Raw genomic sequence first — 25,103 nt, forward strand, 5'->3', positions numbered from 1 at the left:
TCCCACGGCGGCTTACCCCGTTGAAGCGGCCGGGATAGCCAGAACCATTACCGAGCAGTAGCTTACGACAGGGTGGACGGGGTGCAGCAGGCCTCAACGCCGAGGGGGCTGCTGGCTACCACCGTAGCCAGCATGCGCAGGGGGGTCGCCAGATTTTCACAGCACAACTCGTACACATTGCTGCGTCCCTGCGGCGTGACGCTGACCAGCTGCTGCTCTCGAAGTGGTGTCAGGTGATGGCTGACGAGGGTCTGGCTCATTCCCGTCGCATCGGTCAGCTCCCGCACGGTCTTCGGTCCCTCGGCCAAAAGAAGTACCAGGTGCAGCCGATTCGGGTCGGACAGCGCTCGAAGTGAGGGCGACAAAATCTGCGCCTGCTCGGCCGGAGAGCGAAGCTCGTCGTGGGTTATCAGTTGCACATCTAGACCTTGCCGCATGACAGTAATTATTACACACGGAATTTGTTGTCAACAGTAATCACTGTTATCGTCTGTCTTGTTTGTTGATTACGAGATGGATGGGAATCGTGATGAGTATCACCAGGAACACAGCAGCGGGGTTACCAGTCGTCGTGATTGGTGCCGGACCGATCGGTCTCGCTGCGGCGGCGCATTTGCTGGAACGTGGCCTAGAGCCCCTGATTCTGGAGGCCGGCGAGCGAGCCGGCGCCGCCATTGACGCCTGGCAGCACATCTCGCTGTTCTCGCCGTGGGAGTACGACATCGACGCGGCAACTCGACGATTGCTGGAGCAGACCGACTGGCAGGGCCCCAACCCGGAGGAAGTTCCCACCGGCCGGGACCTTCTTGAGCGGTACCTGCACCCGCTCGCGGGCACGCCCGAGCTCCGCGCACGCATCCGTTTTCACAGTGAGGTCGTGGCCGTCTCCCGGCAAGGTGTCGACAAGACACGCTCAATAGGGCGGGATGGGCGTGCGTATATTGTTCGCACGCACAACCAGGGAGTCGTCACCGACATTATCGCTGCAGCGGTCATCGACGCCTCCGGTACCTGGGGACAATCGAACCCCCTCGGCGCTCATGGCCTTCCCGCGCCCGGCGAAGCGGATGCCGCGGCGTGGCTGAGCGGACCGCTGCCGGACGTACTCGGGCGGGATCGAGAACGTTTCGCCGGCCGACACACGCTCGTCGTTGGAATGGGACATTCCGCAGCGAATACGCTGCTCGCACTGGTCGAACTGCGCGAGACCGATCCGACCACAACGATCTCCTGGGCCATCCGCGGCCCGTCACCGGAGCGACTCTATGGTGGCGGCGCTGACGATGAGCTGCCAGTCCGAGGGGCCCTGGGTACGCGGGTGCGAAACGCGGTCACCGCCGGCGACATCAGGTTGCTCACCGATTTCACCATCGGTGCTTTCCATCGCAGCTCGAATGAGACCGGACAGCTGACGGTGGACGCCACAACGAACGGGTTCACCGGTTCGCTCGATGTCGATGTTGTGGCAGGGGCAACGGGGTTTCGCCCCAACTTGGACATGCTCCGCGAAATACAGTTGAACCTTGACGCGTCGGTGGAAGCGCCCGCACGGCTCGCCCCACTCATTGACCCCAACTTTCACAGTTGCGGCACCGTCGCGCCGCACGGGGCGAGTATGCTCACCCACCCCGACGAAGGTTTCTTCATCGTCGGCATGAAGAGCTACGGTCGCGCGCCCACTTTTCTGATGGCCACCGGTTACGAACAGGTGCGTTCCATCGCGGCTGAACTAGCCGGAGATCATGCAGCCGCCGAGCGGGTCGAGCTCACCCTCCCGCAGACCGGAGTCTGCTGTGTTGCGCCCGGAATCGATGTTCCCGTGACAACGGTCGGGTTTGCCACCGGGCTAGAACACGGCCTGGCCGGCGAGGCGACTGATGATGCGTGTTGCGCGACCCCGGCGGTCGCCGCGGCATCGATCAACGCGGTATCGATCAGCGACGTGCCAGTCAGTGACGGATGCTGCTCACCGGCACCCGCGCTGCTCACGATTTCCGTTCGTGAACCAGAAAACCCAGTCGAAGCCACGACCTGCTGCGAGCCCATGGTCACGTCGCGATAGCGAAGGGCACGCAGGCGAAGCTCAAAAGTACCGCAACCGAGATTCCCACGGACGGGGCCCGGGCCCCGTCCGTGGGCCCAGTTTATAGACTGGGCCCACGTTCATAGGGTGGGCCCGGCACGCGCCTGGCCCGGGTGGAGGCGCACCGGCGGGCGCCGGGAGGGCTAGGAACGCTCTTCGAGCATCTCGGTCATCAGATCGATCTCGGATTCCTGGCTCAGCACGACCGAGGTCGCAAACGCCTGCACGGTCGCGTGACTACTGCGTTCCAGCACCGCCTCGGCCATCGTGATCGCTCCCCGGTGGTGAGCGATCATGATGACGAGAAACTGGCGCTCCGCTTCAATACCGGATGCCGCGGTGAGCGCTGCAATCTGCGCGGCAGTCGCGAGACCGGGCATCCGTTCTCCCGCGACGTGGGTAGCGGTGGCGGTATGGGACGAGTCGTGCGACTCGCCGGACGGGACCGGCCGGGTCATCCAGGTCATTGACGGTTCCGGGGCGAACTGCGGCAGGCCCCAGACGGCCAGCCACCCCGACATCTGGCCGCTCTGATTGCCCTGGGTCGTGGCTATATCGTAGGCGAGCAGCCGCACCGGCTCATCGTCGGTGCGATCGCGAATGATCAGGGCCAGCTCGACGCCCTGATTGTGGTGCTCCTGCATATCCCGGGCGAAGCCGGCCTCGGCACTCGTCGTGTCGGGCGTTGCGTCGACGATCGTACTCAACCGTCCCGCCGAGAAGGCCGCGGCTCCGGCGATGAGCGCAGTGACGACAACCGTGACCGTGATAGCGCGCAAAACCGAGCGGCGCGGCCGCGGCGGTTGGGCATCCGTTGGTTGCGCGGTGGGCTGCACGCTGTCAGAAGTCACAGGCCGCGTTCACCCTAAGAAACTTTGCCGGGGGCGTCGATCGCGCCCGAGCAGGGGCTGCCATCTTCGGGCACGTTCGTGCTCTTCCAGAACTCGGTGAAGAATTCGGCGATGCGGGGGTCGTCTGCGTTGTCGATTTGCAGCTGCGAGTTCCAGCCGCTGAGCACGATCGGAGCGGGAATGCCCTCAAACGGCGCGAGGATGACATAGGTCGAGGGCAGCAGCGCCTTGAGCGCCTTGAGCTCGTCGTCGGAGATCGCCGGGTCGTAGGTGACCCAAATTGCCCCATGCTCGAGCGAATGCACCGCGTTCTCGCTCGGAACGGCCTGATCGTACACGCCGCAATTGAGCCAGGCCCGGCTGTGCGGGCCGCCAGCGGGCGGGGTCTGCTCGTAGGTGACGGCGGTCTCGATGTGGCTGGTCACGTTGCTGAATGTCTCCACCCCGTCGATCGACGACGCGTTACCGGCGCCGCCGCCCGCATAGTTGGCCGCCTTGGGGGCGAGGACGAAGGCCGAAACGATGAGGGCGATAATCGCCACGATGACGACCGCACCGCCGATAATGCCGATCAGTCGGTTGCGCTTGCTGCGCTTTTGCTGGCGGTGGTATTGCTCCAGCTTCTTCGCGCGCTTGGCAGTGCGTTCTTGCTTGAGCGACGCTTTATTGATGGGGGAGCCGGGCTGGGCGGTCACGGGGGCCTCTCGATAAGTGCTGTTTCACCTTGAACGTATCAGCCGCTCCTGTTGGTTCCCTCGATACCGTTGTCTCTGCTGGTTCGCCAACTCACGTCGCCCGATAGAGTGGATGCGTGCCCGTTCACTCGTCGTGTCGTTGCCGTCGCTAGGCGAAGCCCACGAACGCGCCCGGCCGCCGGCGAGCCGGTGAACTACACGTCCGGTGCGCAACCCGCGGCCGTGCCTGCCCACTGGCGCGCGGCTCGACAGAAGGAATAACCATGAAAATCGCAGACACCATTCTTGACCTCATCGGTGACACGCCTCTGGTCAGACTCCACAAAGTCACCGCGGGATTGACCGCGACGGTGCTCGTGAAACTCGAATACTTAAACCCCGGCGGGTCGGCGAAGGACCGCATCGCGGTGCGCATCATCGACGCGGCGGAGCGCGACGGCCTCTTGAAACCCGGCGGCACCATCGTCGAGCCCACCTCCGGCAACACCGGCGTTGGCCTGGCCCTGGTAGCCCAGCAGCGCGGCTACAAGTGTGTCTTCGTGCTGCCGGACAAGGTCGGCGAGGACAAACGCAACGTGCTCACGGCATACGGCGCCGAGATCGTGGTGACGCCGACATCCGTTTTGCCGGAAGACCCCGAGTCGTACTACAGCGTGTCAGACCGGCTGGCCCGCGAGATTCCGGGCGCCTTTAAGCCCAACCAGTACTTCAACCCGAACGGTCCGCTCAGTCACTACGAGACCACGGGGCCGGAGATCTGGCGTGACACCGACGGAACGGTCACGCACTTCGTGGCCGGCGTCGGCACCGGCGGCACCATTACCGGCACCGGTCGCTACCTGCGCGAGGTGTCAAACAACACCGTGCGCATCATCGGAGCAGACCCGGAGGGCTCGGTCTACTCCGGCGGCACCGGGCGCCCGTACCTGGTCGAGGGCGTCGGCGAAGACTTCTGGCCCGGCGCCTACGACCCCGCCGTCGTGCACGAGGTCATCGCGGTGTCCGACGCCGACTCGTTCGCCATGACCCGCCGGCTTGCCCTCGAAGAGGGAATCCTGGTCGGCGGATCGAGCGGAATGGCCGTCGTGGCAGCCCTGCGCGCCGCCGAAAAGCTCGGGCCAGACGACACGATCGTCGTGCTGCTGCCCGACGGTGGCCGCGGCTACCTCGGCAAAATATTCAACGACAAGTGGATGCGCAGCTACGGTTTCAGCAACGCCCCGTCCGGACACACGGTCGCCAACCTGCTCGAATCGAAGACCGGGAGCTTGCCGGCCCTGGTCTACGTGCACCCGAGCGACACGGTGCACGATGCGATTGAAACCATGACCGGCCGGGGAGTGTCGCAGCTGCTCGTACTGAGCGCCAAACCGCCCGTCGTTATGGGGGAGGTGCTCGGAGCACTAGACGAGCGCACCCTGATGGACCTGGTCTTCTCCGGCGACGCGCAGCTGACCGATCGGGTCGGCTCGATCGTCGGCGACGCGCTGCCGCTGATCGGCGTCAATGAGCCAGTCGCTGCCGCCCGCGCCGCATTCGCCAACCATGACGCGTTGCTCGTCACCGACGGCGGTAAGCCGCTGGGCGTCATCACCCGCCACGACCTGCTCAGCTATCTGAGCGTCTAATCGTCATTTCTACAGAGGGAGTTCTCATGGCTAACAAGTTCGACACGATCGCAATCCACGCCGGTCAGGCGTTTGACAAGGCCACCGGCGCCGTCACTCCGCCGATTTACCAGACCTCCACCTTCGTGCAGGACGGCATCGGTAACCTGCGCGACGGCTATGAGTACAGCCGCGCCGGCAACCCCACCCGCACGGCGCTCGAAACGTTGCTCGCCGCGCTCGAAGGTGGCAAGCACGGATTGTCGTTCGCGAGCGGACTCGCCGCGGAAGACACGATCCTGCGCGCCATCCTGGCCCCCGGCGACCATGTGGTGCTGGGCAATGACGTCTACGGTGGCACCCACCGGCTCATTAGCCAGGTGCACGGTGCCTGGGGCGTGCTCAACACGACCGTCGAGATGAGCGATCTCGCGGCGGTTGAGGCCGCCATCCGTCCCGAAACGAAGATTCTCTGGGTGGAGACGCCGAGCAACCCGCTCATGAAGATCAGCGACATTGCAGCGCTGTCCGAGATCGCACACCGGCACGGTGCCATCGCGATCGTCGACAACACCTTTGCGTCACCGGCGCTGCAGCATCCGCTTGCATTCGGCGCTGACGTCGTCGTGCACTCGACGACGAAGTATCTTGGCGGCCACTCCGACGTACTCGGCGGGGCGCTCATCATGAACGACGACGAGTTGCACGAGAAGGCCAAGTTCTTGCAGTTCGCGGCTGGGCCGGTATCGGCTCCGCTCGATTCCTGGCTGACCGTGCGCGGCATTAAGACGCTCTCGGTGCGCATGGAACGGCACTGCACGAACGCCCAGGCTATCGCGGAATTTCTCGACGGCCACCCAGCCATCGAGCGGGTCTACTACCCGGGACTGCCCGGCCATCCCGGCCACGAGCTGGCCAAGAAGCAGATGTCGGGCTTTGGCGGCATGATCGCCATCGCGTTTGTGGGAGGAGCCGCGGCCGCGCGCCTGTTCGCCGAGTCGATGCACTTGTTCCAGCTGGCCGAATCGCTCGGTGGGGTGGAATCCCTCGTGAACTACCCCTCCGAGATGACCCACGCCTCGGTGCGTGGCACCGAACTTGAGGTGCCAGAGAACATTGTGCGCCTCTCGGTCGGCATCGAAGACGTCGAGGATCTCATCGCCGACCTGAAGAGCGCGCTGCCCAACGCCTGATTGCACGCCGGGCTGTTTGCCGGCGGGACCCCTGTTAGGGAGGCGTGCCCATGATCTATCGTGGGCCCGGGCCCGGGCCTGGACTTGGACAGCGGGGAGGTGTCGTGGAGGCACGGCGCCGAGTGCGCCTGTCACACTGTGCCTGTCACAATGTGACTGTCACATCGTGCTCGGAGCCTGCATAATGGAGACGCGAGCACATTTGTGACCGTTCACACTCGAGCAGGGTTCATCCGTGACTGGCGACAAGTCCAACGGCCGTGCGCCGAGCATCCGGGATGTCGCGCGCCTCGCCGGTGTCTCGCATCAGACCGTGTCCCGCGTGCTCAACGACCACCCCAGCATTCGCGATTCCACCAAGGCTCGAGTGCTCCAGGTCATCGAAGAACTGCAGTACCGACCCAACAAGGCTGCCCGCGCGCTGTCGCGCGGCCGGTCCCGCACAATTGGTGTGCTGTCAGCGTCGAGCGCCGAATACGGCCCGGCGAGCAGTGTCGCCGCCATCCAGGATGCCGCGCGGGAGGCCGGCTACTTCGTGAACACGGCAAACCTGAATCGCGGGGATCCCGGGTCGATTACGGCGGCCATCGATCACCTGATGTCCCAGTCCGTGGAGGGCATCGTCGTGATCGCGCCGCAAGTGCGGGTGTTCAATGCCCTCAAACTGCTGTCGATCGACGTGCCGTTTGTGACGCTGCAGTCCACGGGGAACATTGGCGCCAACCCCCTCTCCGTCAACCAAATCGCCGGCGCACGACTGGCCACTCGGCACCTCATCGACCTCGGGCACCGCGACATCTACCATCTCGCTGGCCCACAGGACTGGATCGAGGCCGAGGCGCGTATGCACGGCTTTCTCGAGGAGATGGGGGCCAGGGATGTTCCGACAACCGCGCCGATCCTCGGCGACTGGACGGCAGAATTCGGTTATCACGCCGGGCGTGAGCTACTGCACGTGCGAGACTTTACGGCGATCTTCTCATCTAATGACCAGATGGCGCTCGGGCTCATGCACGCCATTCGCGAAGCCGGACTCAATGTGCCGCGTGATGTGAGCATCGTGGGCTTCGACGATATTCCGGAGGCTGCGCACTTCTGGCCGCCGCTCACGACGGTGCGCCAGGACTTTGCCGAACTCGGCCGGCGTTGTGTTGCGCTGCTGCTGGCCAATATCGCTGGCACCACCGCGGAAAACCAGGGCGCCATCATGCCGGAGCTCATTGTGCGGGCATCTACCGCGCGCCCCGCTTTCTGAGGTTGGCGTGCGTGGTCTCGATCGCTCCTTCGTCGCGCTTTGACCGGCGGAATTTGAGAACCGCCGGTCGAGGCACGAGTGATCGAGACCAGCCAAGACGTGGGCGATCGCGTTTCGTCGCGGCTCGACCGGCAGGAGCGTTATTCAAACGAGACACAGTCGTTCTTGACACGACGAGTGCTCATGCAGCTAACATAAGCACACGGGAATGTGACCGATCACATTTGGTCCGCACTCGCAGGTTGACTCATCGGCCGCTCGTCATTCCCCGAAACACTCGCGGTAGCTTCCGCGCGCAGACCTGACATAGGAGTCGATTCCGTGAGTACACCCGATGCGGTCTTGCAACCCACGGCCTCGATCGACGGCGAGACGTACGTTATCGGTGTTGACTACGGAACCCTCTCCGGTCGGGCGGTTGTGGTGCGGGTCTCCGATGGCGTTGAACTTGGTTCTGCCGTGCTGGATTACCCGCACGCGGTGATGGATACGACCCTGGCCGCGACCGGCGCGGCTCTTCCTCCCGAGTGGGCGCTTCAGGTTCCCGCCGACTACGTTGCCGTGCTGCAGAGCGCGGTTCCGGCCGCCGTCGCGAACGCCGGCATCGACCCGGCCCGCGTGATGGGAATCGGCACCGACTTCACGGCCTGCACGATGGTTCCGGTGCTCGCCGATGGCACACCGCTGAACGAACTGCCGGAGTACGCCGGTCGTCCGCACGCGTATGTCAAGCTGTGGCGTCACCACGCGGCCCAGGCTCAGGCCGACCGCATCAATGATCTCGCTTTCGAGCGCGGTGAAAGCTGGCTGCCGCGCTATGGCGGGCTCATTTCGAGTGAGTGGGAATTTGCCAAGGGCTTGCAGCTCCTCGAGGAAGATCCCGAGCTCTACGACCGCATGGACCACTGGGTTGAAGCCGCCGACTGGATCGTCTGGCAGCTCACCGGCCGCTACGTGCGGAACGCCTGCACCGCCGGTTACAAGGGCATCCTGCAAGACGGCGAGTATCCGAGCGAGGCCTTTCTCGGTGCGCTGAACCCGGCTTTTTCACGCTTCGCTCTCGACAAGGTGGCGCATGAGATTGGCCAGCTGGGCGCATCCGCTGGAACGCTGTCGGCCGAAGCCGCTGCCTGGACCGGGCTGCCTGAGGGCATTCACGTGGCCGTTGGCAATGTGGATGCTCACGTAACCGCGCCGGCTGCGCAGGCCGTGAATCCGGGCCAGATGGTGGCCATTATGGGCACGAGCACCTGCCATGTGATGAACTCCGACCGCCTGGTCGAGGTGCCGGGCATGTGCGGCGTCGTTGATGGCGGGATTATTTCTGGGTTGTACGGCTACGAGGCCGGGCAGAGCGGTGTAGGCGACATTTTCGCCTGGTACGTCAACAATCAGGTGCCCTCCCGGTACGTCGACGATGCGCGGGCACTCGGACGCAGCGTGCACGAGCACCTCACCGAGCTGATCAAGGACCAGCCCGTCGGCGGTCACGGGCTCGTGGCCCTCGACTGGCACAGCGGCAACCGCTCGGTGCTGGTGGACCACGAACTCTCCGGACTCGTCATCGGCACGACCCTCACCACCCGGCCGGAAGAGATCTACCGAGCTCTGCTCGAGGCGACAGCCTTCGGTACGCGCACCATCGTGGAAACTTTCACCGCGAGCGGAGTGCCGGTGACCGAATTCATCGTGGCTGGCGGCCTGCTGAAGAACGCGTTCCTGATGCAGACCTACAGCGACATTCTGCGCCTGCCCATCAGCACCATCGCGAGTGACCAGGGCCCAGCGCTCGGCGCCGCGATTCACGCCGCAGTCGCTGCCGGGGCCTACCCCGACGTGCGTGCTGCTGGCGCGAAGATGGGCAAGCTGAACAAGAACGTGTATCTGCCCAACGAGGCATCGTCGGCGGCGTATGACGAGCTGTTCGAGGAATACACGCAGCTGCACGACTACTTTGGTCGCGGCGAGAACGACGTGATGCACCGCCTCAAGGCGCTCAAGCGTGCTGCAGCGGATGCTCCGGCCCCCGCCGCGCCGTCGGCCCAGGTAGAGCAGGCGGTGCGCGCATGAGCACCTATGGACCCCAAATCGAGGTGGCGATTGCTCGCGTTCGCGCCGACATCACTCGCCTGCACGCCGAGCTGTTTCGTAACGGGCTCGTGGTCTGGACCGGCGGCAACGTGTCGGGCCGCGTGCCGGGGGCTGACCTCTTTGTGATCAAGCCGAGCGGTGTCGATTATGCCGACCTCGCGCCCGAGAACATGATCCTCTGCGACCTGGACGGCAACGTCATTGCCGGCACGCCCGGCTCCGACCGGTCGCCGTCGAGTGACACCGCCGCCCACGCCTACGTTTACCGGAATATGCCGGATGTCGGGGGAGTCGTACACACGCACTCCACCTACGCCACCGCCTGGGCGGCCAGAGGCGAGGAGATTCCGTGCGTGATCACCGCCATGGCCGACGAATTCGGCGGCCCGATTCCGGTGGGACCGTTCGCCATTATCGGTGACGATTCGATCGGCCGCGGCATCGTGGAGACCCTCACCGGCCACCGCTCGCGGGCCGTTTTGATGGCCAATCACGGCCCGTTCACGATCGGCAAAGATGCCCGAGACGCGGTGAAGGCCGCCGTGATGGTCGAAGACGTGGCTCGCACCGTGCAGCTGGCCCGCGCGGGCGGCGAGCTCGTTCCCATTCCACAGGAATTCATCGATTCCCTGTTCGACCGATACCAGAACGTCTACGGACAAGCACCGCAGGGAGCACTGAAGTAATGGCACCTCTCACCACGACTCTCGATCACGTAGAAGTATGGTTCTTCACCGGAAGCCAGAACCTCTACGGCGAGGAGACGCTGCGCCAGGTGGCCGAGCAATCGCAGCAGATTGCCCGTTCGCTTGACGCGTCAAGCGATGTTCCGGTGAAGATCGTCTGGAAGCCCGTTTTGAAGGACTCGGAGTCGATTCGCCGCGCTGCCCTCGACGCCAACGCCGACGATCGCGTCATCGGCCTGATCGCCTGGATGCACACGTTCTCCCCGGCCAAGATGTGGATCGCCGGCCTCGACGCCCTCACCAAGCCGCTGTTGCACCTGCACACCCAAGCCAACGTTGAACTGCCGTGGGCCGAGATTGACTTCGACTTCATGAACCTCAACCAGGCCGCGCACGGCGACCGCGAGTTTGGCTACATTCAGACCCGCCTCGGCGTGACCCGCAAGACCGTCGTCGGCCATGTCTCCAACCCGGCCGTCTCCGGCAGCATCGGCTCCTGGACCCGCGCCGCCGCCGGCTGGGCCGCGAGCCGCAGCATGAAGCTCGCCCGTTTCGGCGACAACATGCGCTACGTCGCCGTGACCGAGGGTGACAAGACCGAAGCCGAACTGCGCTTTGGCGTTCAGGTGAACACCTGGCCGGTCAACGAGCTCGCCGAGGCCGTGCATTCACAAGCGGATGCCGACATCGCCGCGTTGGTCGCCGAGTATGAAGATCTGTACGACGTAGTCCCCGAGCTGCGGAAGGGCGGCGCGCGGCACGAGTCGCTGCGCTACGGCGCTGCGATCGAACTGGGTCTGAAGACCTTCCTCGAAGCCGGCGACTTCACCGCGTTCACCACGAGTTTTGAAGACCTCGGCGCACTGCGACAGTTGCCCGGCCTCGCCGTGCAACGGTTGATGGCAGAGGGCTACGGATTCGGGGCAGAAGGCGACTGGAAGACATCCGTTTTGGTGCGCGTTGCCAACGTCATGGGCGCAGGCCTTCCCGGCGGCGCGAGCCTGATGGAGGACTACACCTACGACCTCACCCCCGGCGCCGAGCTGATTCTCGGTGCCCACATGCTCGAGGTGAGCCCCTCCTTGACGACGTCGCGGCCGACGCTGGAGATTCATCCGCTCGGCATCGGCGGCCGTGAAGACCCGGTGCGCCTGGTCTTCAACGCCGACCCTGGCCCCGCCGTTGTCGTGGCGATGAGCGACATGCGCGACCGGTTTCGCCTGGTGGCGAACGTGGTCGAGGTCGTCGAACCGACGGCCGCGCTGCCGAACCTGCCGGTTGGGCGAGCCGTCTGGCGTCCAGAACCCGACTTCGCCACCTCGGCCGCAGCCTGGCTCACCGCGGGAGCCGCCCACCACACCGTCATGTCGACCGCTGTCGGCATTGAGGTGTTCCACGATTTCGCCGAGATAGCTCGCACCGAGCTGCTCGTGATCGATAAGACCACCACCCAGCGTGATTTCACGCGTGAGGTGCGCTGGAACCAGGCCTACTACCGCTTGGCGCAGGGCCTGTAAGCATTTCAGCACGACACAGCTGTACCACCCCGCTTGACCATCAATGTCGATAACAGAAGGAAACATCGTGAAAAAGAAAGTACTCCTCGCCGGACTCGCCGCCGGCGCCATGATCATCGGTCTGGCCGCCTGCTCGAGTGACACCCCCTCCGGAACCGCGGGAGGCGCCGGCGAGGGTGGCCTGATCGGGGTGGCCATGCCCACCAAGAGCTCGGAGCGTTGGATCGCTGACGGCGACGCCGTCAAGAGCCAGCTCGAGGAGCAGGGCTTCAAGGTTGACCTGCAGTACGCCGAAGACGACATTCCCACCCAGGTCTCGCAGATCGAGAACATGATCACCAAGGGCGCCGAGGTTCTCATCGTCGCCTCGATCGACGGCACAACGCTCACCAGCGTGCTCCAGGACGCAGCGGATGCCAACATCCCCGTGATCGCCTATGACCGCCTGATCCGCGACACCGAGAACGTGAACTACTACGCGTCCTTCGACAACCTCAAGGTGGGCCAGCAGCAGGCGTGGTCTGTTCTGAACGGCCTCGGCCTGACCGAACTCGACGGCACCGCCACCGCGGATGCACCTGCCGGACCCTTCAACGTTGAGCTCTTCGCCGGTAGCCCCGACGACAACAACGCCACGTTCTTCTTCAACGGTGCCATGCAGGAACTCCAGCCCTTCATCGACTCCGGCGTGCTCGTGGTCAAGAGCGACCAGACCAACTTCAACACCGTTGCAACGCTGCGTTGGGACGGTGAGGAGGCGCAGAGCCGCCTCGAGAACATCCTGACGTCGACCTACTCCGACGGCAGCAAGGTCAACGGAATCCTCTCCCCGTACGACGGCATCTCGCGCGGCATCATTTCCGCACTTGAAGGCGCCGGCTACACGGTTGACGCCGAATGGCCCGTCATCTCCGGCCAGGACGCTGAAATTGACTCGGTCAAGGCCATCAACTCGGGCGAGCAGTTCGCCACCATCTTCAAAGACACCCGCCAGCTGGCGGCAGTGGCCGTGGAGATGGCCGTCGCCGTGCTCAACGGAGGCACCCCCGAGACGAACAACACCACGGACTACGACAACGGCGTGAAGGTCGTTGACTCCATGCTGCTCGACTCGCAGATCGTCGTGAAGGACAACATTCCTTCCGTTCTGATCGAGTCCGGTTACTGGACCGAAGCCGAGATCAACGGCTAACACCCCCGCTGCTTCGGCAGTGTGAATCCGCCGGCGGGGGAGACCTCGCCGGCGGATTCACCCCTCCATAGTTCGACCCCGAAAGCCAAAGAAGGTACTTCCGTGACCACGAACATCCTTGAGATGCGCAGCATCACCAAGACGTTCCCCGGCGTGAAAGCGCTGGCCAACGTGTCGCTCGACGTCGCCCGCGGCGACGTTCACGCTATTTGTGGTGAAAACGGCGCCGGCAAGTCCACGCTCATGAAGGTGCTCAGCGGTGTCTATCCCCACGGCACATACACGGGCGACATTGTCTTCGAAGATGAGGTCGTGGAATTTCGCGACATTCGTGACTCCGAAGCCAAGGGCATCGTGATTATTCACCAGGAACTCGCGCTCAGCCCGTACCTCTCCATTGCAGAGAACATCTTCCTCAACAACGAGCAGCGTGGCGCGCTCGGCCTGATCGACTGGAACAAGACCAACCAGGAGGCAGCGAAGCTGCTCGCCCGCGTAGGTCTGCGCGAAAAGCCGACCACCCGCATCATGGACATCGGTGTCGGCAAGCAGCAGTTAGTCGAAATTGCCAAGGCACTCTCGAAGCGTGTGAAGCTGCTCATTTTGGATGAGCCGACGGCGGCCCTCAACGACGAGGATTCCGACCATCTGCTCGATTTGATTTTGCATCTCAAGGGCCAGGGCATCACGTCGATCATCATCAGCCACAAGCTCAACGAGATCAAGAAGATCTCCGACTCGGTCACCGTTATTCGAGACGGCCGAGCCATTGAGACCATGGCGAAGGTCGACGTGACCGAAGATCGCATCATCAAAGATATGGTCGGTCGGGACCTCGAGCACCGCTACCCGGATCACACGCCAAACGTCGGCGAGGAGATTCTGCGGGTGGAGGATTGGACCGCCCATCACCCGCAGGACGTGACGCGCGTGGTGGTGAACAACGTGAACCTGAACGTTCGAGCCGGTGAAATCGTGGGAATCGCTGGGCTGATGGGCGCTGGACGCACCGAGTTTGCGATGAGCTTGTTCGGCCGCAGCTACGGCTCGCGAATCACCGGCCGTGTATTCAAGTACGGCAAGGAGATCAAAACCCGCACCGTGACCGAGGCGATCGACAACGGCATCGCGTATGTCACCGAAGACCGCAAAACCTACGGGCTCAACTTGATCGACGACATCAAGCGCAACATCTCAATGGCCTCGCTCGGAAAGCTTGCCAGGGGCGGACTCGTCGACGACAACGAGGAATACAAGGTCGCCAACGAGTACCGCACGAGCATGAATATCAAGGCTCCCTCGGTGCTGGCTAAGGTCGGCAAGCTTTCGGGGGGTAACCAGCAGAAGGTTGTGCTCTCAAAGTGGATCTACTCCGACCCTGACGTGCTCATTCTCGACGAACCCACCCGCGGCATCGACGTGGGAGCGAAGTACGAGATCTACACGATCATCAACAAGCTGGCCGCGGCCGGCAAGGGCGTCATCGTCATTTCCTCGGAGCTGCCGGAGCTGCTCGGCATCAGCGACCGGGTCTACACAATTTCAGAGGGTCGAATCACCGGGGAGTTCCCCATCGAGGAAGCCACCCCGGAGCTCCTCATCAAACACATGACCATGGAAAAGGCCCGCTAGCGTCGGCGCTGCGGTAAAGGAGAAACGCTCATGAGCAACCAGACCCAGCCGCCGGCCGATACGGCCCCAGGCTTCCAGTCCAACCCCAGCAGTAACAAGGCCGCGTCCTGGCTCACCCACCTTCTCGCGGACCTCGGCAAGAACGGTATTTTCATCGCCCTGGTCGTGGTCGTGGTGCTGTTTAGCATCCTGACCGACGGCATCCTCTTGCGGCCGCAGAACATCTCGAACCTGATCGTGCAGAACGGGTACATTCTCGTGCTCGCGGTGGGCATGGTCATGGTGATCATCGCCGGGCACATCGACCTATCGGTTGGATCGGTTGCGGCGTTCGTCGGCGCCTGCTCCGGCGTGTTCGCGGTGACCTGGGGTCTGCCCTGGTGGCTGTCGATCATCCTCTCGCTCGCCATCGGCGCGCTTGTCGGAGTCTGGCAGGGGTTTTGGATTGCCTACGTGGGGATTCCAGCCTTCATCGTGACGCTGGCCGGCATGCTCATCTTCCGCGGCCTGGCGCTTGCGGTTCTCGGCAACGCCAACATCGGATCGTTCCCCGCGGAGTACCGCGCGCTCGGCAATGGCTTTCTCACCGACCTGTTCGGCGAATTCGAGTACGACCCATTCACCCTCGGGCTGGCCGGCATCGCGATTCTCGCGCTGATCGTGCAGCAGGTGCGCACCCGTTCCGCCCGCGCCAAGTATGGCCAGGATGTCGAGCCCATCGTGTGGTTCGTGGTCAAACTCGCCCTGATCACGGTCGTCATCGGCGCGTTTGCGCTGGCATTAGCCTCCTACAAGGGCATCCCGGTGACCCTGATCGTGCTGGCCGTTCTGGTGTTGATTTACGGTGTCATCATGAACCGCACGGTCTTCGGCCGCCACATTTACGCCATCGGTGGTAACCGCCACGCTGCGGAGCTCTCGGGCATCAAAACCCGCAAGGTGGACTTCTACCTCTTCGTCAACATGGGAATCCTCGCGGCACTGGCCGGACTCATCTTCACCGCCCGGCTCAACCTGGCCGGACCAAAGGCCGGTGACGGTTTCGAGCTCGAGGCCATCTCGGCTGCGTTCATTGGTGGTGCGGCCGTGCAGGGCGGTATCGGTACCGTCGGCGGCGCCATCATTGGTGGTCTGATCATTGGTGTACTCAACAACGGCATGTCAATTCTTGGAATCGGCATCGAGTGGCAGCAGGCAGTGAAGGGTCTCGTGCTGCTCCTCGCCGTGGCCTTTGACGTCTACAACAAGCGCCGTTCCGGCGGTCGCTGACTCCTCTCACTCAAAGACCGGACCGCGTGAGCGATCCGGTCTTTGTTGTATCCCCGTTATTCGGCGCGGGAGAAAGCGGATGCCCGCCGCACTTGGTCGGCAGTCGGCCGGATTCCGGTGTACAGAAAAAACTGCTCCGCGGCTTGCAAAGCCGCGACTTCGGCACCGGTAATGACGTGCTTCCCGCCCGCTCGCGCCGCGACGATGAGCGGTGTCTCTGCGGGGGAGGCTACGACGTCAAACACCATGCTGGCCGCCGCGATCACAGGGTCCGGGAATGAGGTCCGATCGGCCTCTACGCCACCAGCCATGCCCACCGGTGTGACGTTGACGATCAGGTCGGCGGTGAGCGCGTCGGCGTCTGGTGCCCAGTCGTAGCCGTAACGGTCGGCCAGGGCGCGACCGCTCACCTCGTTGCGTGCCACAATCGTGCCCCGGGCAAATCCGGCATCGTGCAGGGCAGCGGTGACGGCCTTGGCCATTCCACCGCTGCCGCGCACGATGACCGAGAATTCGCTGGGCACATCGTGCTCGGCGAGCAAGCGTTGCACGGCGGAATAGTCGGTGTTGTACGCGGTCAGGTGGCCGGCGTCATTCACGATTGTGTTGACTGAATCGATCGCCGACGCCGACGCATCCATGCCATCAATGAGTGCGATGACGTCTTCCTTGTACGGCATTGACACAGCGCAACCGCGAATGCCGAGCCCACGCACGCCCGCAATGGCCTGCGCAAGGTTCACCGGCGCGAAGGCCTTGTAGATGTAGTTCAGGCCTAACTCTTCGTAGAGAAAGTTGTGAAACCGGGTACCGAGATTGCTGGGCCGGGCCGAGAGTGAAATACACAGGGTCATGTCTTTGCTGAGAATGGGCATGGGTACAGTGTGATGCTTATCTCAGAGGCGATTGGCCGGATGGTGCCCCAACTGCGCCGGCGGATGCTTCTGGTGGCCGATACCCGACACGCCGCAGGCGAGTACCCAGGCAAATCTAGGGTGCGAATTTTGCCTGTGGATAACTACGTCGGGTTCCGCGGAATCCGGGCAGTTTCGAGTCGGTGACCTGTGGAGCAATGTGTGGAATGTCGGTGGATAACTACACAATTGTAATTACTGCATGTAGTGGCCCTACCCTTCACGGAGCACTAGATGTAGTATTGAGAGTGTAGCCGGGCCGGAACGCCGGGCGAAAAACTTACTCATCTCGACCCAGGATTTATGACGAGTCCTCGTCTGTGGTGTTAGGGATATATAGAACATACTTGCGAAGTATCGCGAGCGGATTTAGACTTTACCAGCCAAGAAGAAAGGCCATAACCATGGCAATCACCGTTTACACGAAGCCCTCCTGCGTACAGTGCGCGGCCACCTACCGCGCCCTCGACAACAAGGGCATCGAGTATGAAGTGCGCGACCTCTCGGTCGACGAGAATGCGCTCGAGGCGGTCAAGGCCCTCGGTTACCTGCAGGCGCCCGTCGTGATCACCGACGAGGAGCACTGGAGCGGCTTTCGCCCAGACAAGATCAACGCACTGGCCGCACGCCTCGCGTAGGAGTCCCAAGCACCAGCCCCGCCGGCCACACGCGCCGCTTATCTCAAGATTGACAGGCACGAATGACTGACATCGTGTACTTCTCCAGCACCTCGGGCAACACAGCGCGGTTCGTGGAGAAGCTGGGCCGGCCGGCCGCGCGCATACCTTTATATGCGCGTGAGGAACCGCTCGTGGCCCAGGCGCCGTTCGTGCTGTGTGTGCCCACCTATGGCGGCGGCACCACCGCGGGAGCTGTCCCCAAGCAGGTCATCAAGTTTTTGAACAACGTGACCAATCGGTCGTTGATTCGCGGCGTCATCGGCGCCGGCAACATGAATTTCGGTACGGCCTACTGCCTGGCCGGCGACATTATCGCCGCCAAGTGCAAGGTGCCCCACCTCTATCGCTTCGAAGTATTTGGAACACCGGATGATGTGCGCATCGTTCACGACGGATTGGAAGAATTTTGGAAACAACAGCCGTGAAAGCCGCCCCCGTGAAAATGACCCCAATGGATGCGCCGAGCATGGATTACCACTCGCTCAACGCCATGCTCAACCTGTACGGCCCGAACGGGGAGATCCAGTTCGACAAAGATCACGAAGCCACCCGCGAGTTCTTTCTGCAGCACGTTAACCAGAACACGGTGTTCTTTCACTCGCTGCGTGAACGCCTCGACTACCTGGTTGAGAAGGAATACTACGAGCAGGCCGTGCTTGACCAGTACTCGTTCGAGTTCATTACGAGCCTGAACGACCTCGCCTACTCGAAGAAGTTTCGTTTTAAGAGCTTCCTCGGCGCGTTCAAGTACTACACCTCGTACACGCTGAAGACCTTCGACGGCAAGCGTTACCTGGAGCGTTTCGAAGACCGCGTTGTCATGACCGCGCTCGGTCTCGCATCCGGTGATGAGAAGCTCGCGGTCGAACTGGTCGAAGAAATCGTCGCCGGCCGTTTTCAGCCGGCTACGCCGACCTTCTTGAACTCCGCCAAGGCCCAGCGCGGCGAACTCGTTTCGTGCTTCCTGCTGCGCATTGAAGACAACATGGAGTCGATCTCGCGTGGCATCAACTCCTCGCTGCAGCTCTCCAAGCGTGGCGGCGGCGTTGCCCTGCTGCTGAGCAACATTCGTGAGGCCGGCGCCCCGATCAAGCAGATCGAGAACCAGTCCAGCGGCATCATCCCCGTGATGAAGCTGCTCGAAGACTCCTTCAGCTACGCCAACCAGCTCGGCGCCCGCCAGGGTGCCGGCGCGGTATACCTGCAGGCGCACCACCCCGACATCATGCGTTTTCTCGACACCAAGCGTGAGAACGCCGACGAGAAGATCCGCATCAAGACCCTCTCGCTCGGTGTCGTCATTCCCGACATCACCTTTGAGCTGGCCAAGAACGATGAGTGGATGTACCTCTTCTCGCCGTACGACGTCGAGAAGGTCTACGGCGTGCCGTTCGCTGACATCTCGGTGACCGAGAAGTACAACGAGATGGTCGACAACCCACGCATCAAGAAGTCGAAGATGAAGGCGCGCGAGTTCTTTCAGACGCTCGCCGAGATTCAGTTCGAATCGGGCTACCCGTACATCATGTTTGAAGACACGGTGAACAAGGCGAACCCGATCGAGGGCCGCATTAACATGTCGAACCTCTGCTCCGAGATTCTGCAGGTGAACACCCCGACCACGTACAACGAAGACCTCTCGTACAACGAGATCGGCAAGGACATCTCTTGCAACCTTGGGTCGATGAACATCGCCCTGGCGATGGACTCCGGTAACCTCGGCCGCACCGTCAACGCCGCCATCCGTGGCCTGAACGCCGTGTCCGAGCAGAGCCACATCAGCTCGGTTCGTTCGATTGAAGACGGTAACGACCGCTCCCACGCCATCGGTCTGGGCCAGATGAACCTGCACGGCTACCTCGCCCGCGAACGCATCTACTACGGCAGTGACGAGAGCATCGACTTCACCAACATCTACTTCTACACGGTGCTGTTCCACGCGCTGAGCGCCTCGAACGCCATCGCCATCGAACGCGGTCGCTCCTTTGAGGGATTCGAAAACTCCACCTATGCCTCCGGTGCGTTCTTCGACAAGTACACCGACCAGGTCTGGGAACCGTCGACCGCTCGCGGTGCCGAGCTCTTTGCCCAGGCGGGGGTGTCGATTCCGACGCAGGCCGATTGGACCGAGCTGAAGGCATCCGTTGTCAAGCACGGTATCTACAACCAGAACCTGCAGGCCGTGCCGCCGACCGGGTCGATCTCGTACATCAACAACTCAACCGCGTCGATTCACCCGATCGCGGCGAAGATTGAGATTCGCAAGGAAGGCAAGCTGGGCCGCGTGTACTACCCGGCGCCGTTCATGACGAACGACAACACCGAGTACTACCAGGATGCTTACGAAATCGGCTACGAGAAGATCATCGACGTGTACGCCGCTGCGACACAGCACGTGGACCAGGGGCTCTCGTTGACCCTGTTCTTCAAGGACACCGCGACCACCCGTGACATCAACCGCGCGCAGATCTACGCTTGGAAAAAGGGCATCAAGACGATCTACTACATCCGCCTGCGCCAGATGGCTCTCGAGGGTACCGAGATAGAGGGTTGCGTGTCCTGCGCACTGTGAGTTTGCTGAGCGCACGCTGAACTAAATCCGTTGGTCGAGCTTGCCGAGACCGCCATCGCAATAACGTGGCGGTCTCGGCAAGCTCGACCAGCGGGAGGGCTGGGTTTCGACACTGGCCGCCGAGAATAACGACCATAGCAGTACCCACGAAGGACCTCCCATGACTAACAAGCTCAAGCTGGTGTCGCACGTTGATGCGATCAACTGGAACAAGATCGAAGACGAGAAAGACGTCGAGGTCTGGAACCGACTGACCAACAACTTTTGGCTGCCGGAGAAGGTTCCGCTTAGCAACGACATTCAGTCGTGGAACCAGCTCACGCCGGTCGAGCAGCAGCTCACCATGCGCGTCTTCGCCGGTCTCACCCTGCTCGACACGATCCAGGGCACGGTGGGCGCTGTGTCGCTCATCCCGGATGCCATCACCCCGCACGAAGAGGCCGTCTACACGAATATCGCCTTCATGGAGTCGGTGCACGCCAAGAGCTACTCGTCAATCTTCTCAACGCTCGCCTCGACCAAGGAGATCGACGAGGCATTTCGCTGGTCGACCGAGAACGAGAACCTGCAGCGCAAGGCCTCGATCGTCATGGATTATTACCAGGGCGACGACCCGCTCAAGCGCAAGGTCGCCTCGGTGCTGCTTGAGTCGTTCTTGTTCTACTCGGGCTTCTACCTGCCGATGTATTTCTCCAGCCACGCCCGCCTGACCAACACGGCCGACCTCATCCGCTTGATCATCCGGGATGAAGCGGTGCACGGCTATTACATCGGCTATAAGTTTCAGAAGGGTCTCGAGAAGGAGACGCAGGAGCGTCGCGACGAGATCAAGGACTACACCTTCAACCTCGTGTTCGAGCTGTACGAGAACGAGGTGCAGTACACGCAGGACCTCTACGACGAGGTCGGCCTGACCGAAGACGTCAAGAAGTTTCTGCATTACAACGCGAACAAGGCGCTGATGAACCTCGGCTACGAGGCCATCTTCCCGAAGGACGTCTGTGACGTGAACCCGGCGATTCTCTCCGCGCTCTCACCGAACGGCGACGAGAACCACGACTTCTTCTCGGGCTCGGGATCGTCGTACGTGATCGGCAAGGCCGTCGTTACCGAAGACGACGACTGGGACTTCTAGGCCTGAATTAGTAGAAGGGCGGATGCTTTGGCATTCGCCCTTTCTTTCGGGGTGTGACCAGGAGATGGCTGGGACTTCAATTCGGTTCCCAGGCCCTGGGGGGAGTTTGGGTGTGCCGATGGCCTTGCTGCTGCCGATGCGATCGATGTTGTATCCGAGTCGATCTCGCAACGTGGGGCTTGCGCCGGGGACTTCGTCGACGGCGTCAAGGGCGAGGGAGAACCGATTGAGCGTCGCCTGGATGATGGCGTTTACGGTGCTCTCACTCATTGCGCCCCAGGTCGCGGCTTCGTGACGGAAATGGTCCAGGGTGATGCTGTGATGGTCGAACTCTTGGCCGATGGCCGATGACACCTCGCCGTTGATTTTCTTTGACCCAATCATGGATGGCGCATCGCTGATCTGGAGTATTGGTACGGCGTCGTAGAAGTCAGCGATTCTCGGCCCGTCGAAATCGTGGACGATAGACACGTTCTTCGCGTGCGCGTCATGGTTTCCAACGAGAACGCTGTAAATGAGGAACGACAGCCACAACTCAACGTCGCTGCCGTCGCCGAACGAGCCGAAAATCTCCGCGATTCGTGCTGCGCTTTGTCGAGCTTGCGCACAAGCTCGCCGACGCTGAGGTCGCGGTAACGTGCTGGCTCGTTCGGCCGGTCATCTGGGCCGTGGAACGACAGCGCGCCAGCCATGGTCAGGCCGTATCGTTTCAGAAAGCCGAAGAGGTCCTTCTCATCGATCCGCGCTGTCGTCGCGAGCGACGTTCTGTGTAGACCTTCAGGGGCGTAGCCGCCGAAGAAGTTTGTGGAGTCGGTACTGTCAATGGTGACGCCAGGCGTGAGCGCAAAGCCTTCGGTCAGCGCGTCGGGTTCACCCACGTATCCATCGTCGACGGCGAACACGATGCGCCCGAATCCTGTTCTGCTGCGGGTCACGACACCGACTTGTTGCCCGTGGAGGAATACCTGCAGTGCCTCACTCAATGTCAGATTTTTTCGTCGTGCTGCCGACGTTCAGTGCGGTGCGGCGAGGTCGAGACGGCCGCGCTTGGTCTTGCTGACGTGGTGCATCTGGGCCGGCGTCAAAAGACACGGTGATCTTCACCTTGAGAAAGCGGAGGGCGCGGAACATGCGTGTTGACCAAAGGTTGGGCTTTCCGGTTTCCATCTCATTGATGTAATTGCGGGTGATGTCGAGTTGTTCGGCGAGTTCGTCTTGCGTGTACCCGTGCTGCGTACGTGCGTGCCGGAGTGCGGCGCCGAGTGTTTTCGCGTTGCGAACGTCGTAGCTGGGCACAGTTCCTCCTCCTTTCGAAAGCCGTCGTAAGTACCAGCTTACGGTGCACCATGCACGAATATGCTTACACTGAGCCGGGCAGGCCTATCGTTCGAAGCGAGCCTTGGGAGGATATTCTTACTTGACGTAACGCACGCATATGCTTACGCCACCCAAAAGCGGTATGACCTGAACTCCGTCGACGCGCGTGTACGTGTATCGACCGGTGGTGATGCCGATCAGGCGGGGTCCCAGGGCAGGGGCTGATCAGACGGAATCGGGGCGAGCGGAATCACGACCACCGGGCGATGCTGGCGGTGCGCCAGTTGCGCTGCCACCGAACCGTTGAGGAACTCTTGCAGGCTGGCCCGAAAAGTCGCGTCCCTGGTTCCGACCACGATCAGCGCGGCATTAAGCGTGTCGGCCAAATCGCCGAGGGCTTGTGCCGGATTGCCAGCCAATGCCTGGGTACTCCAGGTGAGGTCGCGTCCGTCGAGGAGCGCGGCCAGGTGCGCCGCGAGATCCGGGTCGAATCTCGTCTCCGTAGGGTTGGGCTCGATTGGGTTGAACGGCAGACTCGTCATTGTGCCGTCGCCCAGGTCATAGACCCGGTACTGGCCGGTGTCGACGGATGCGCACACCAGCTCCGCGTTGAAGCGGGCCGCGAACATGGCCGCCTGCACGACGACGGCATCCGCTTGGCCAGGCACGACCCCAACAATCACGTACGCGTTCATGCTGCACTCCCTTACTTACGGGCCCGCAGACGAACCGGATCGCCTGCCGAACCGCGGATCACCGCCAGCATGGCAGATTCCGCCCCGATTCGCCGTTTTCAGATGCAGAGAGTTTCGTGCAGCGACGCGCGGGTGTTCAGGAGTTCGGTACGGCAGATTTCTCGGTTCGGCCTCCGAACAGGTCAACCAGGGCGAACACCAGGGCAACGGCGATCAGCGCCAACGCGACCAGGATGCCGCTGAAGAAGCCGTCACGAAACACCTGCACGCGGTCAGGCTCGCTCGCCTCCGCGTACAACGTGGCGTAGAAGGTCGAGATGATGGCCGCGACTCCGATCGCCGTTCCCACCCGCTGCCCCACCTGGGCCATCGACCCGGCGACGCCGCCCTGGGTGACCGGAACCTCGCTCAGGGTGAGCGTCTGATTCGGCGAAATGACCAAGCCACCGCCGGCACCGGTCATGGTCATGGCGGCAGCGATCAGCCACGGAGCGAGGTCTACCGAGGCGAACAGTCCGGCTAGTAGGACAAGCGCAAAGCCGATCATGACCGTGACTAGGCCGAGGACGACGAGCTGGCGACCCCAGCGAAAGACCAGGCGGCCGCCGATCCACGACGTAACGGCGGAGGTGAGGGCAAACGAGATGCTCACCATCCCGGCGAAGACGGGCTCCAGCCCGAGACCTTGCTGCAGAAAAAGGGTGACCAGCAGAAAATACGGCGGAATTGCCGCAAAATAGGCCGTCGAAATCAGGATCCCGTTGCGGTACGACGCCGTGCGAAAGAGCGAGAAATCTATAACGGGTGACTTGCCGAGCTGCTGGTAACGCCGTTCCCACCAGAAGAATGCGGCGCCGGACAGACCGAGCACAAACAGCCAGAACCACCTGTTGGGGTCATCGGTTGGCGCACCGGTCGTCAGCACGAACGGAAGCATGAGGCCGAGGGTGGCAATTCCGAGCAAGAGGATGCCGACCAGGTCCAGTCCGGTCTGCTCCCGCGCATGACTTTGGCGTTTTGGAAGCACGCGCATCGCGAAGAAGAGTGCCAGCAGGCCCAGCGGCACGTTCATCCAAAACGACAGGCGCCATCCGTTGTCAGGGCCGCCCACGGCGATCAGGAGGCCACCCAGCGTCGGCCCGAAGGCCGTCGAAATTCCGATGACCGCGCCAAATAACCCGAAGGCGCGCCCTCGTGCCGCGCCCTGGTATAGCTGCTGGATCAGGCCGAGGACCTGCGGCATCTGGATTCCGGCGGCAATTCCCTGCGCGATACGCGCCACGATCAAAAACTCGATCGTGGGCGCGATCGCGCACAGGATGCTCGCGACCGTAAACGAGCTGAGCCCGACGATGAACATGAGCCGCCGGGAATGAATGTCGCCCAGCCGCCCAGACGGCACCAGTGCGAGCCCGAACGCGAGAGCGTACCCGGCGACGATCAGCTGGAGTTCGGTGGTGCCGCCGCCGAGCGACTCCTCGATGGCCGGCAAACCCACATTGATCTTGGACAGGTCGAGGATTGTGAGGGCAGCAACTCCGACGCAGACCCAGAAGGCTTGCCGCTTCAATCGGTCGGCATGTTCGGAGCTGGGAGGAGTTGTATTCGGCATAGTCCACTCACTCTAGAGCCGCGGTGCGGAGTCAGTTTCGGCGGGGGCGTGCAGGGGGACCCTATTCGGGTGGGCCCGTCGTGCTTTCCTCTTCGGCGGCCAGGTGA

22 protein-coding genes and 1 pseudogene are annotated in these 25,103 nt (G+C 62.5%); 14 read left to right on the plus strand and 9 right to left on the minus strand.

Annotated features, from left to right (window positions below; all coding sequences use genetic code 11):
• Positions 1 to 62: 62 nt before the first annotated feature.
• Positions 63 to 419: a helix-turn-helix transcriptional regulator gene (locus tag CXY75_RS12580; RefSeq protein WP_233201882.1), complete on the minus strand. Its 357-nt coding sequence runs from the start codon at positions 417 to 419 to the stop codon at positions 63 to 65.
• Positions 420 to 529: 110 nt separating this feature from the next.
• Between CXY75_RS12580 and CXY75_RS12585 the strand changes: the two genes are divergently transcribed.
• Positions 530 to 2,062: an FAD-dependent oxidoreductase gene (locus CXY75_RS12585; protein ID WP_104083155.1), complete on the plus strand. Its 1,533-nt coding sequence runs from the start codon at positions 530 to 532 to the stop codon at positions 2,060 to 2,062.
• Between the two features lie 164 nt (positions 2,063 to 2,226).
• On the opposite strand, the gene CXY75_RS12590 is transcribed toward CXY75_RS12585, so the two are convergent.
• A complete protein-coding gene (locus CXY75_RS12590; RefSeq protein WP_146069464.1) occupies positions 2,227 to 2,934 on the minus strand; it encodes a DUF305 domain-containing protein in 708 nt (235 codons plus the stop codon).
• Positions 2,935 to 2,948: 14 nt separating this feature from the next.
• Entirely contained in the window at positions 2,949 to 3,629 is a 681-nt protein-coding gene (locus CXY75_RS12595; protein ID WP_104083157.1) for a DUF3105 domain-containing protein, read from the minus strand.
• A 263-nt stretch (positions 3,630 to 3,892) separates the two neighbouring features.
• Here CXY75_RS12595 and CXY75_RS12600 point away from each other — a divergent pair, with 263 nt between their 5' ends.
• From CXY75_RS12600 to mmsB, 9 genes are all read left to right on the plus strand, one after another.
• On the plus strand, positions 3,893 to 5,257 hold the full coding sequence (locus tag CXY75_RS12600; RefSeq protein ID WP_104083158.1) for a cystathionine beta-synthase: 1,365 nt from the start codon (positions 3,893 to 3,895) through the stop codon (positions 5,255 to 5,257).
• Positions 5,258 to 5,283: 26 nt separating this feature from the next.
• Positions 5,284 to 6,429 (plus strand): cystathionine gamma-synthase, encoded by a 1,146-nt coding sequence (locus CXY75_RS12605; RefSeq protein ID WP_104083159.1) that lies wholly within the window; start codon positions 5,284 to 5,286, stop codon positions 6,427 to 6,429.
• A gap of 235 nt (positions 6,430 to 6,664) precedes the next feature.
• The gene (locus CXY75_RS12610) at positions 6,665 to 7,684 is read left to right on the plus strand and encodes a LacI family DNA-binding transcriptional regulator (protein ID WP_104083160.1); all 1,020 of its coding nucleotides are present in this window, start codon (positions 6,665 to 6,667) and stop codon (positions 7,682 to 7,684) included.
• 321 nt (positions 7,685 to 8,005) lie between these two features.
• Entirely contained in the window at positions 8,006 to 9,754 is a 1,749-nt protein-coding gene (araB, locus tag CXY75_RS12615; RefSeq protein WP_104083161.1) for a ribulokinase, read from the plus strand.
• On the plus strand, positions 9,751 to 10,461 hold the full coding sequence (locus CXY75_RS12620) for an L-ribulose-5-phosphate 4-epimerase (RefSeq protein ID WP_104083162.1): 711 nt from the start codon (positions 9,751 to 9,753) through the stop codon (positions 10,459 to 10,461). Before araB ends, CXY75_RS12620 begins: the two co-directional genes overlap by 4 nt.
• Complete coding sequence (araA, locus tag CXY75_RS12625) at positions 10,461 to 11,978, plus strand: L-arabinose isomerase (RefSeq protein ID WP_104083163.1); 1,518 nt, start codon at positions 10,461 to 10,463, stop codon at positions 11,976 to 11,978. The genes CXY75_RS12620 and araA overlap by 1 nt, the downstream gene beginning before the upstream one ends.
• 43 nt (positions 11,979 to 12,021) lie before the next feature.
• Positions 12,022 to 13,170: a multiple monosaccharide ABC transporter substrate-binding protein gene (chvE, locus tag CXY75_RS12630; RefSeq protein ID WP_199182450.1), complete on the plus strand. Its 1,149-nt coding sequence runs from the start codon at positions 12,022 to 12,024 to the stop codon at positions 13,168 to 13,170.
• Positions 13,171 to 13,272: 102 nt separating this feature from the next.
• A complete protein-coding gene (mmsA, locus tag CXY75_RS12635) occupies positions 13,273 to 14,802 on the plus strand; it encodes a multiple monosaccharide ABC transporter ATP-binding protein (RefSeq protein WP_104083164.1) in 1,530 nt (509 codons plus the stop codon).
• Positions 14,803 to 14,832: 30 nt separating this feature from the next.
• Positions 14,833 to 16,071: a multiple monosaccharide ABC transporter permease gene (gene mmsB / locus CXY75_RS12640; RefSeq protein ID WP_104083165.1), complete on the plus strand. Its 1,239-nt coding sequence runs from the start codon at positions 14,833 to 14,835 to the stop codon at positions 16,069 to 16,071.
• 56 nt (positions 16,072 to 16,127) lie between these two features.
• Here the strand turns inward: mmsB and CXY75_RS12645 are convergent, their stop codons facing one another.
• Positions 16,128 to 16,946 (minus strand): shikimate 5-dehydrogenase, encoded by an 819-nt coding sequence (locus CXY75_RS12645; protein ID WP_233201883.1) that lies wholly within the window; start codon positions 16,944 to 16,946, stop codon positions 16,128 to 16,130.
• 443 nt (positions 16,947 to 17,389) lie between these two features.
• Here CXY75_RS12645 and nrdH point away from each other — a divergent pair, with 443 nt between their 5' ends.
• From nrdH to nrdF, 4 genes are all read left to right on the plus strand, one after another.
• The gene (nrdH, locus tag CXY75_RS12650; protein WP_104083166.1) at positions 17,390 to 17,623 is read left to right on the plus strand and encodes a glutaredoxin-like protein NrdH; all 234 of its coding nucleotides are present in this window, start codon (positions 17,390 to 17,392) and stop codon (positions 17,621 to 17,623) included.
• A gap of 62 nt (positions 17,624 to 17,685) precedes the next feature.
• Entirely contained in the window at positions 17,686 to 18,090 is a 405-nt protein-coding gene (gene nrdI, locus CXY75_RS12655) for a class Ib ribonucleoside-diphosphate reductase assembly flavoprotein NrdI (RefSeq protein ID WP_104083167.1), read from the plus strand.
• Positions 18,091 to 18,107: 17 nt separating this feature from the next.
• Positions 18,108 to 20,237, plus strand: a complete 2,130-nt coding sequence (nrdE, locus tag CXY75_RS12660; RefSeq protein WP_104083321.1) for a class 1b ribonucleoside-diphosphate reductase subunit alpha — start codon at positions 18,108 to 18,110, stop codon at positions 20,235 to 20,237.
• A gap of 160 nt (positions 20,238 to 20,397) precedes the next feature.
• A complete protein-coding gene (gene nrdF / locus CXY75_RS12665) occupies positions 20,398 to 21,372 on the plus strand; it encodes a class 1b ribonucleoside-diphosphate reductase subunit beta (RefSeq protein ID WP_104083168.1) in 975 nt (324 codons plus the stop codon).
• Here nrdF and CXY75_RS21060 read toward each other — a convergent pair.
• The 5 genes and pseudogenes from CXY75_RS21060 to CXY75_RS12690 all read right to left on the minus strand — a co-directional run bounded on the left by CXY75_RS21060 (position 21,271) and on the right by CXY75_RS12690 (position 24,996).
• Positions 21,271 to 21,906, minus strand: a complete 636-nt coding sequence (locus tag CXY75_RS21060; protein WP_369826724.1) for a HipA domain-containing protein — start codon at positions 21,904 to 21,906, stop codon at positions 21,271 to 21,273. The two genes, nrdF and CXY75_RS21060, sit on opposite strands and share 102 nt — an antisense overlap.
• A gap of 149 nt (positions 21,907 to 22,055) precedes the next feature.
• A pseudogene (locus CXY75_RS21065) lies at positions 22,056 to 22,355 on the minus strand (HipA N-terminal domain-containing protein); the annotation flags it as partial.
• The gene (locus tag CXY75_RS12680; RefSeq protein WP_158251196.1) at positions 22,348 to 22,668 is read right to left on the minus strand and encodes a helix-turn-helix transcriptional regulator; all 321 of its coding nucleotides are present in this window, start codon (positions 22,666 to 22,668) and stop codon (positions 22,348 to 22,350) included. The pseudogene CXY75_RS21065 and the gene CXY75_RS12680, both read right to left, overlap by 8 nt.
• A 218-nt stretch (positions 22,669 to 22,886) precedes the next feature.
• Positions 22,887 to 23,384 (minus strand): universal stress protein, encoded by a 498-nt coding sequence (locus CXY75_RS12685; RefSeq protein WP_104083172.1) that lies wholly within the window; start codon positions 23,382 to 23,384, stop codon positions 22,887 to 22,889.
• 136 nt (positions 23,385 to 23,520) lie between these two features.
• The gene (locus CXY75_RS12690; RefSeq protein WP_104083173.1) at positions 23,521 to 24,996 is read right to left on the minus strand and encodes an MFS transporter; all 1,476 of its coding nucleotides are present in this window, start codon (positions 24,994 to 24,996) and stop codon (positions 23,521 to 23,523) included.
• Positions 24,997 to 25,103: the final 107 nt, after the last annotated feature.

The organism is Cryobacterium sp. Y11, from assembly GCF_002929535.1.
Taxonomy (GTDB): domain Bacteria; phylum Actinomycetota; class Actinomycetes; order Actinomycetales; family Microbacteriaceae; genus Cryobacterium.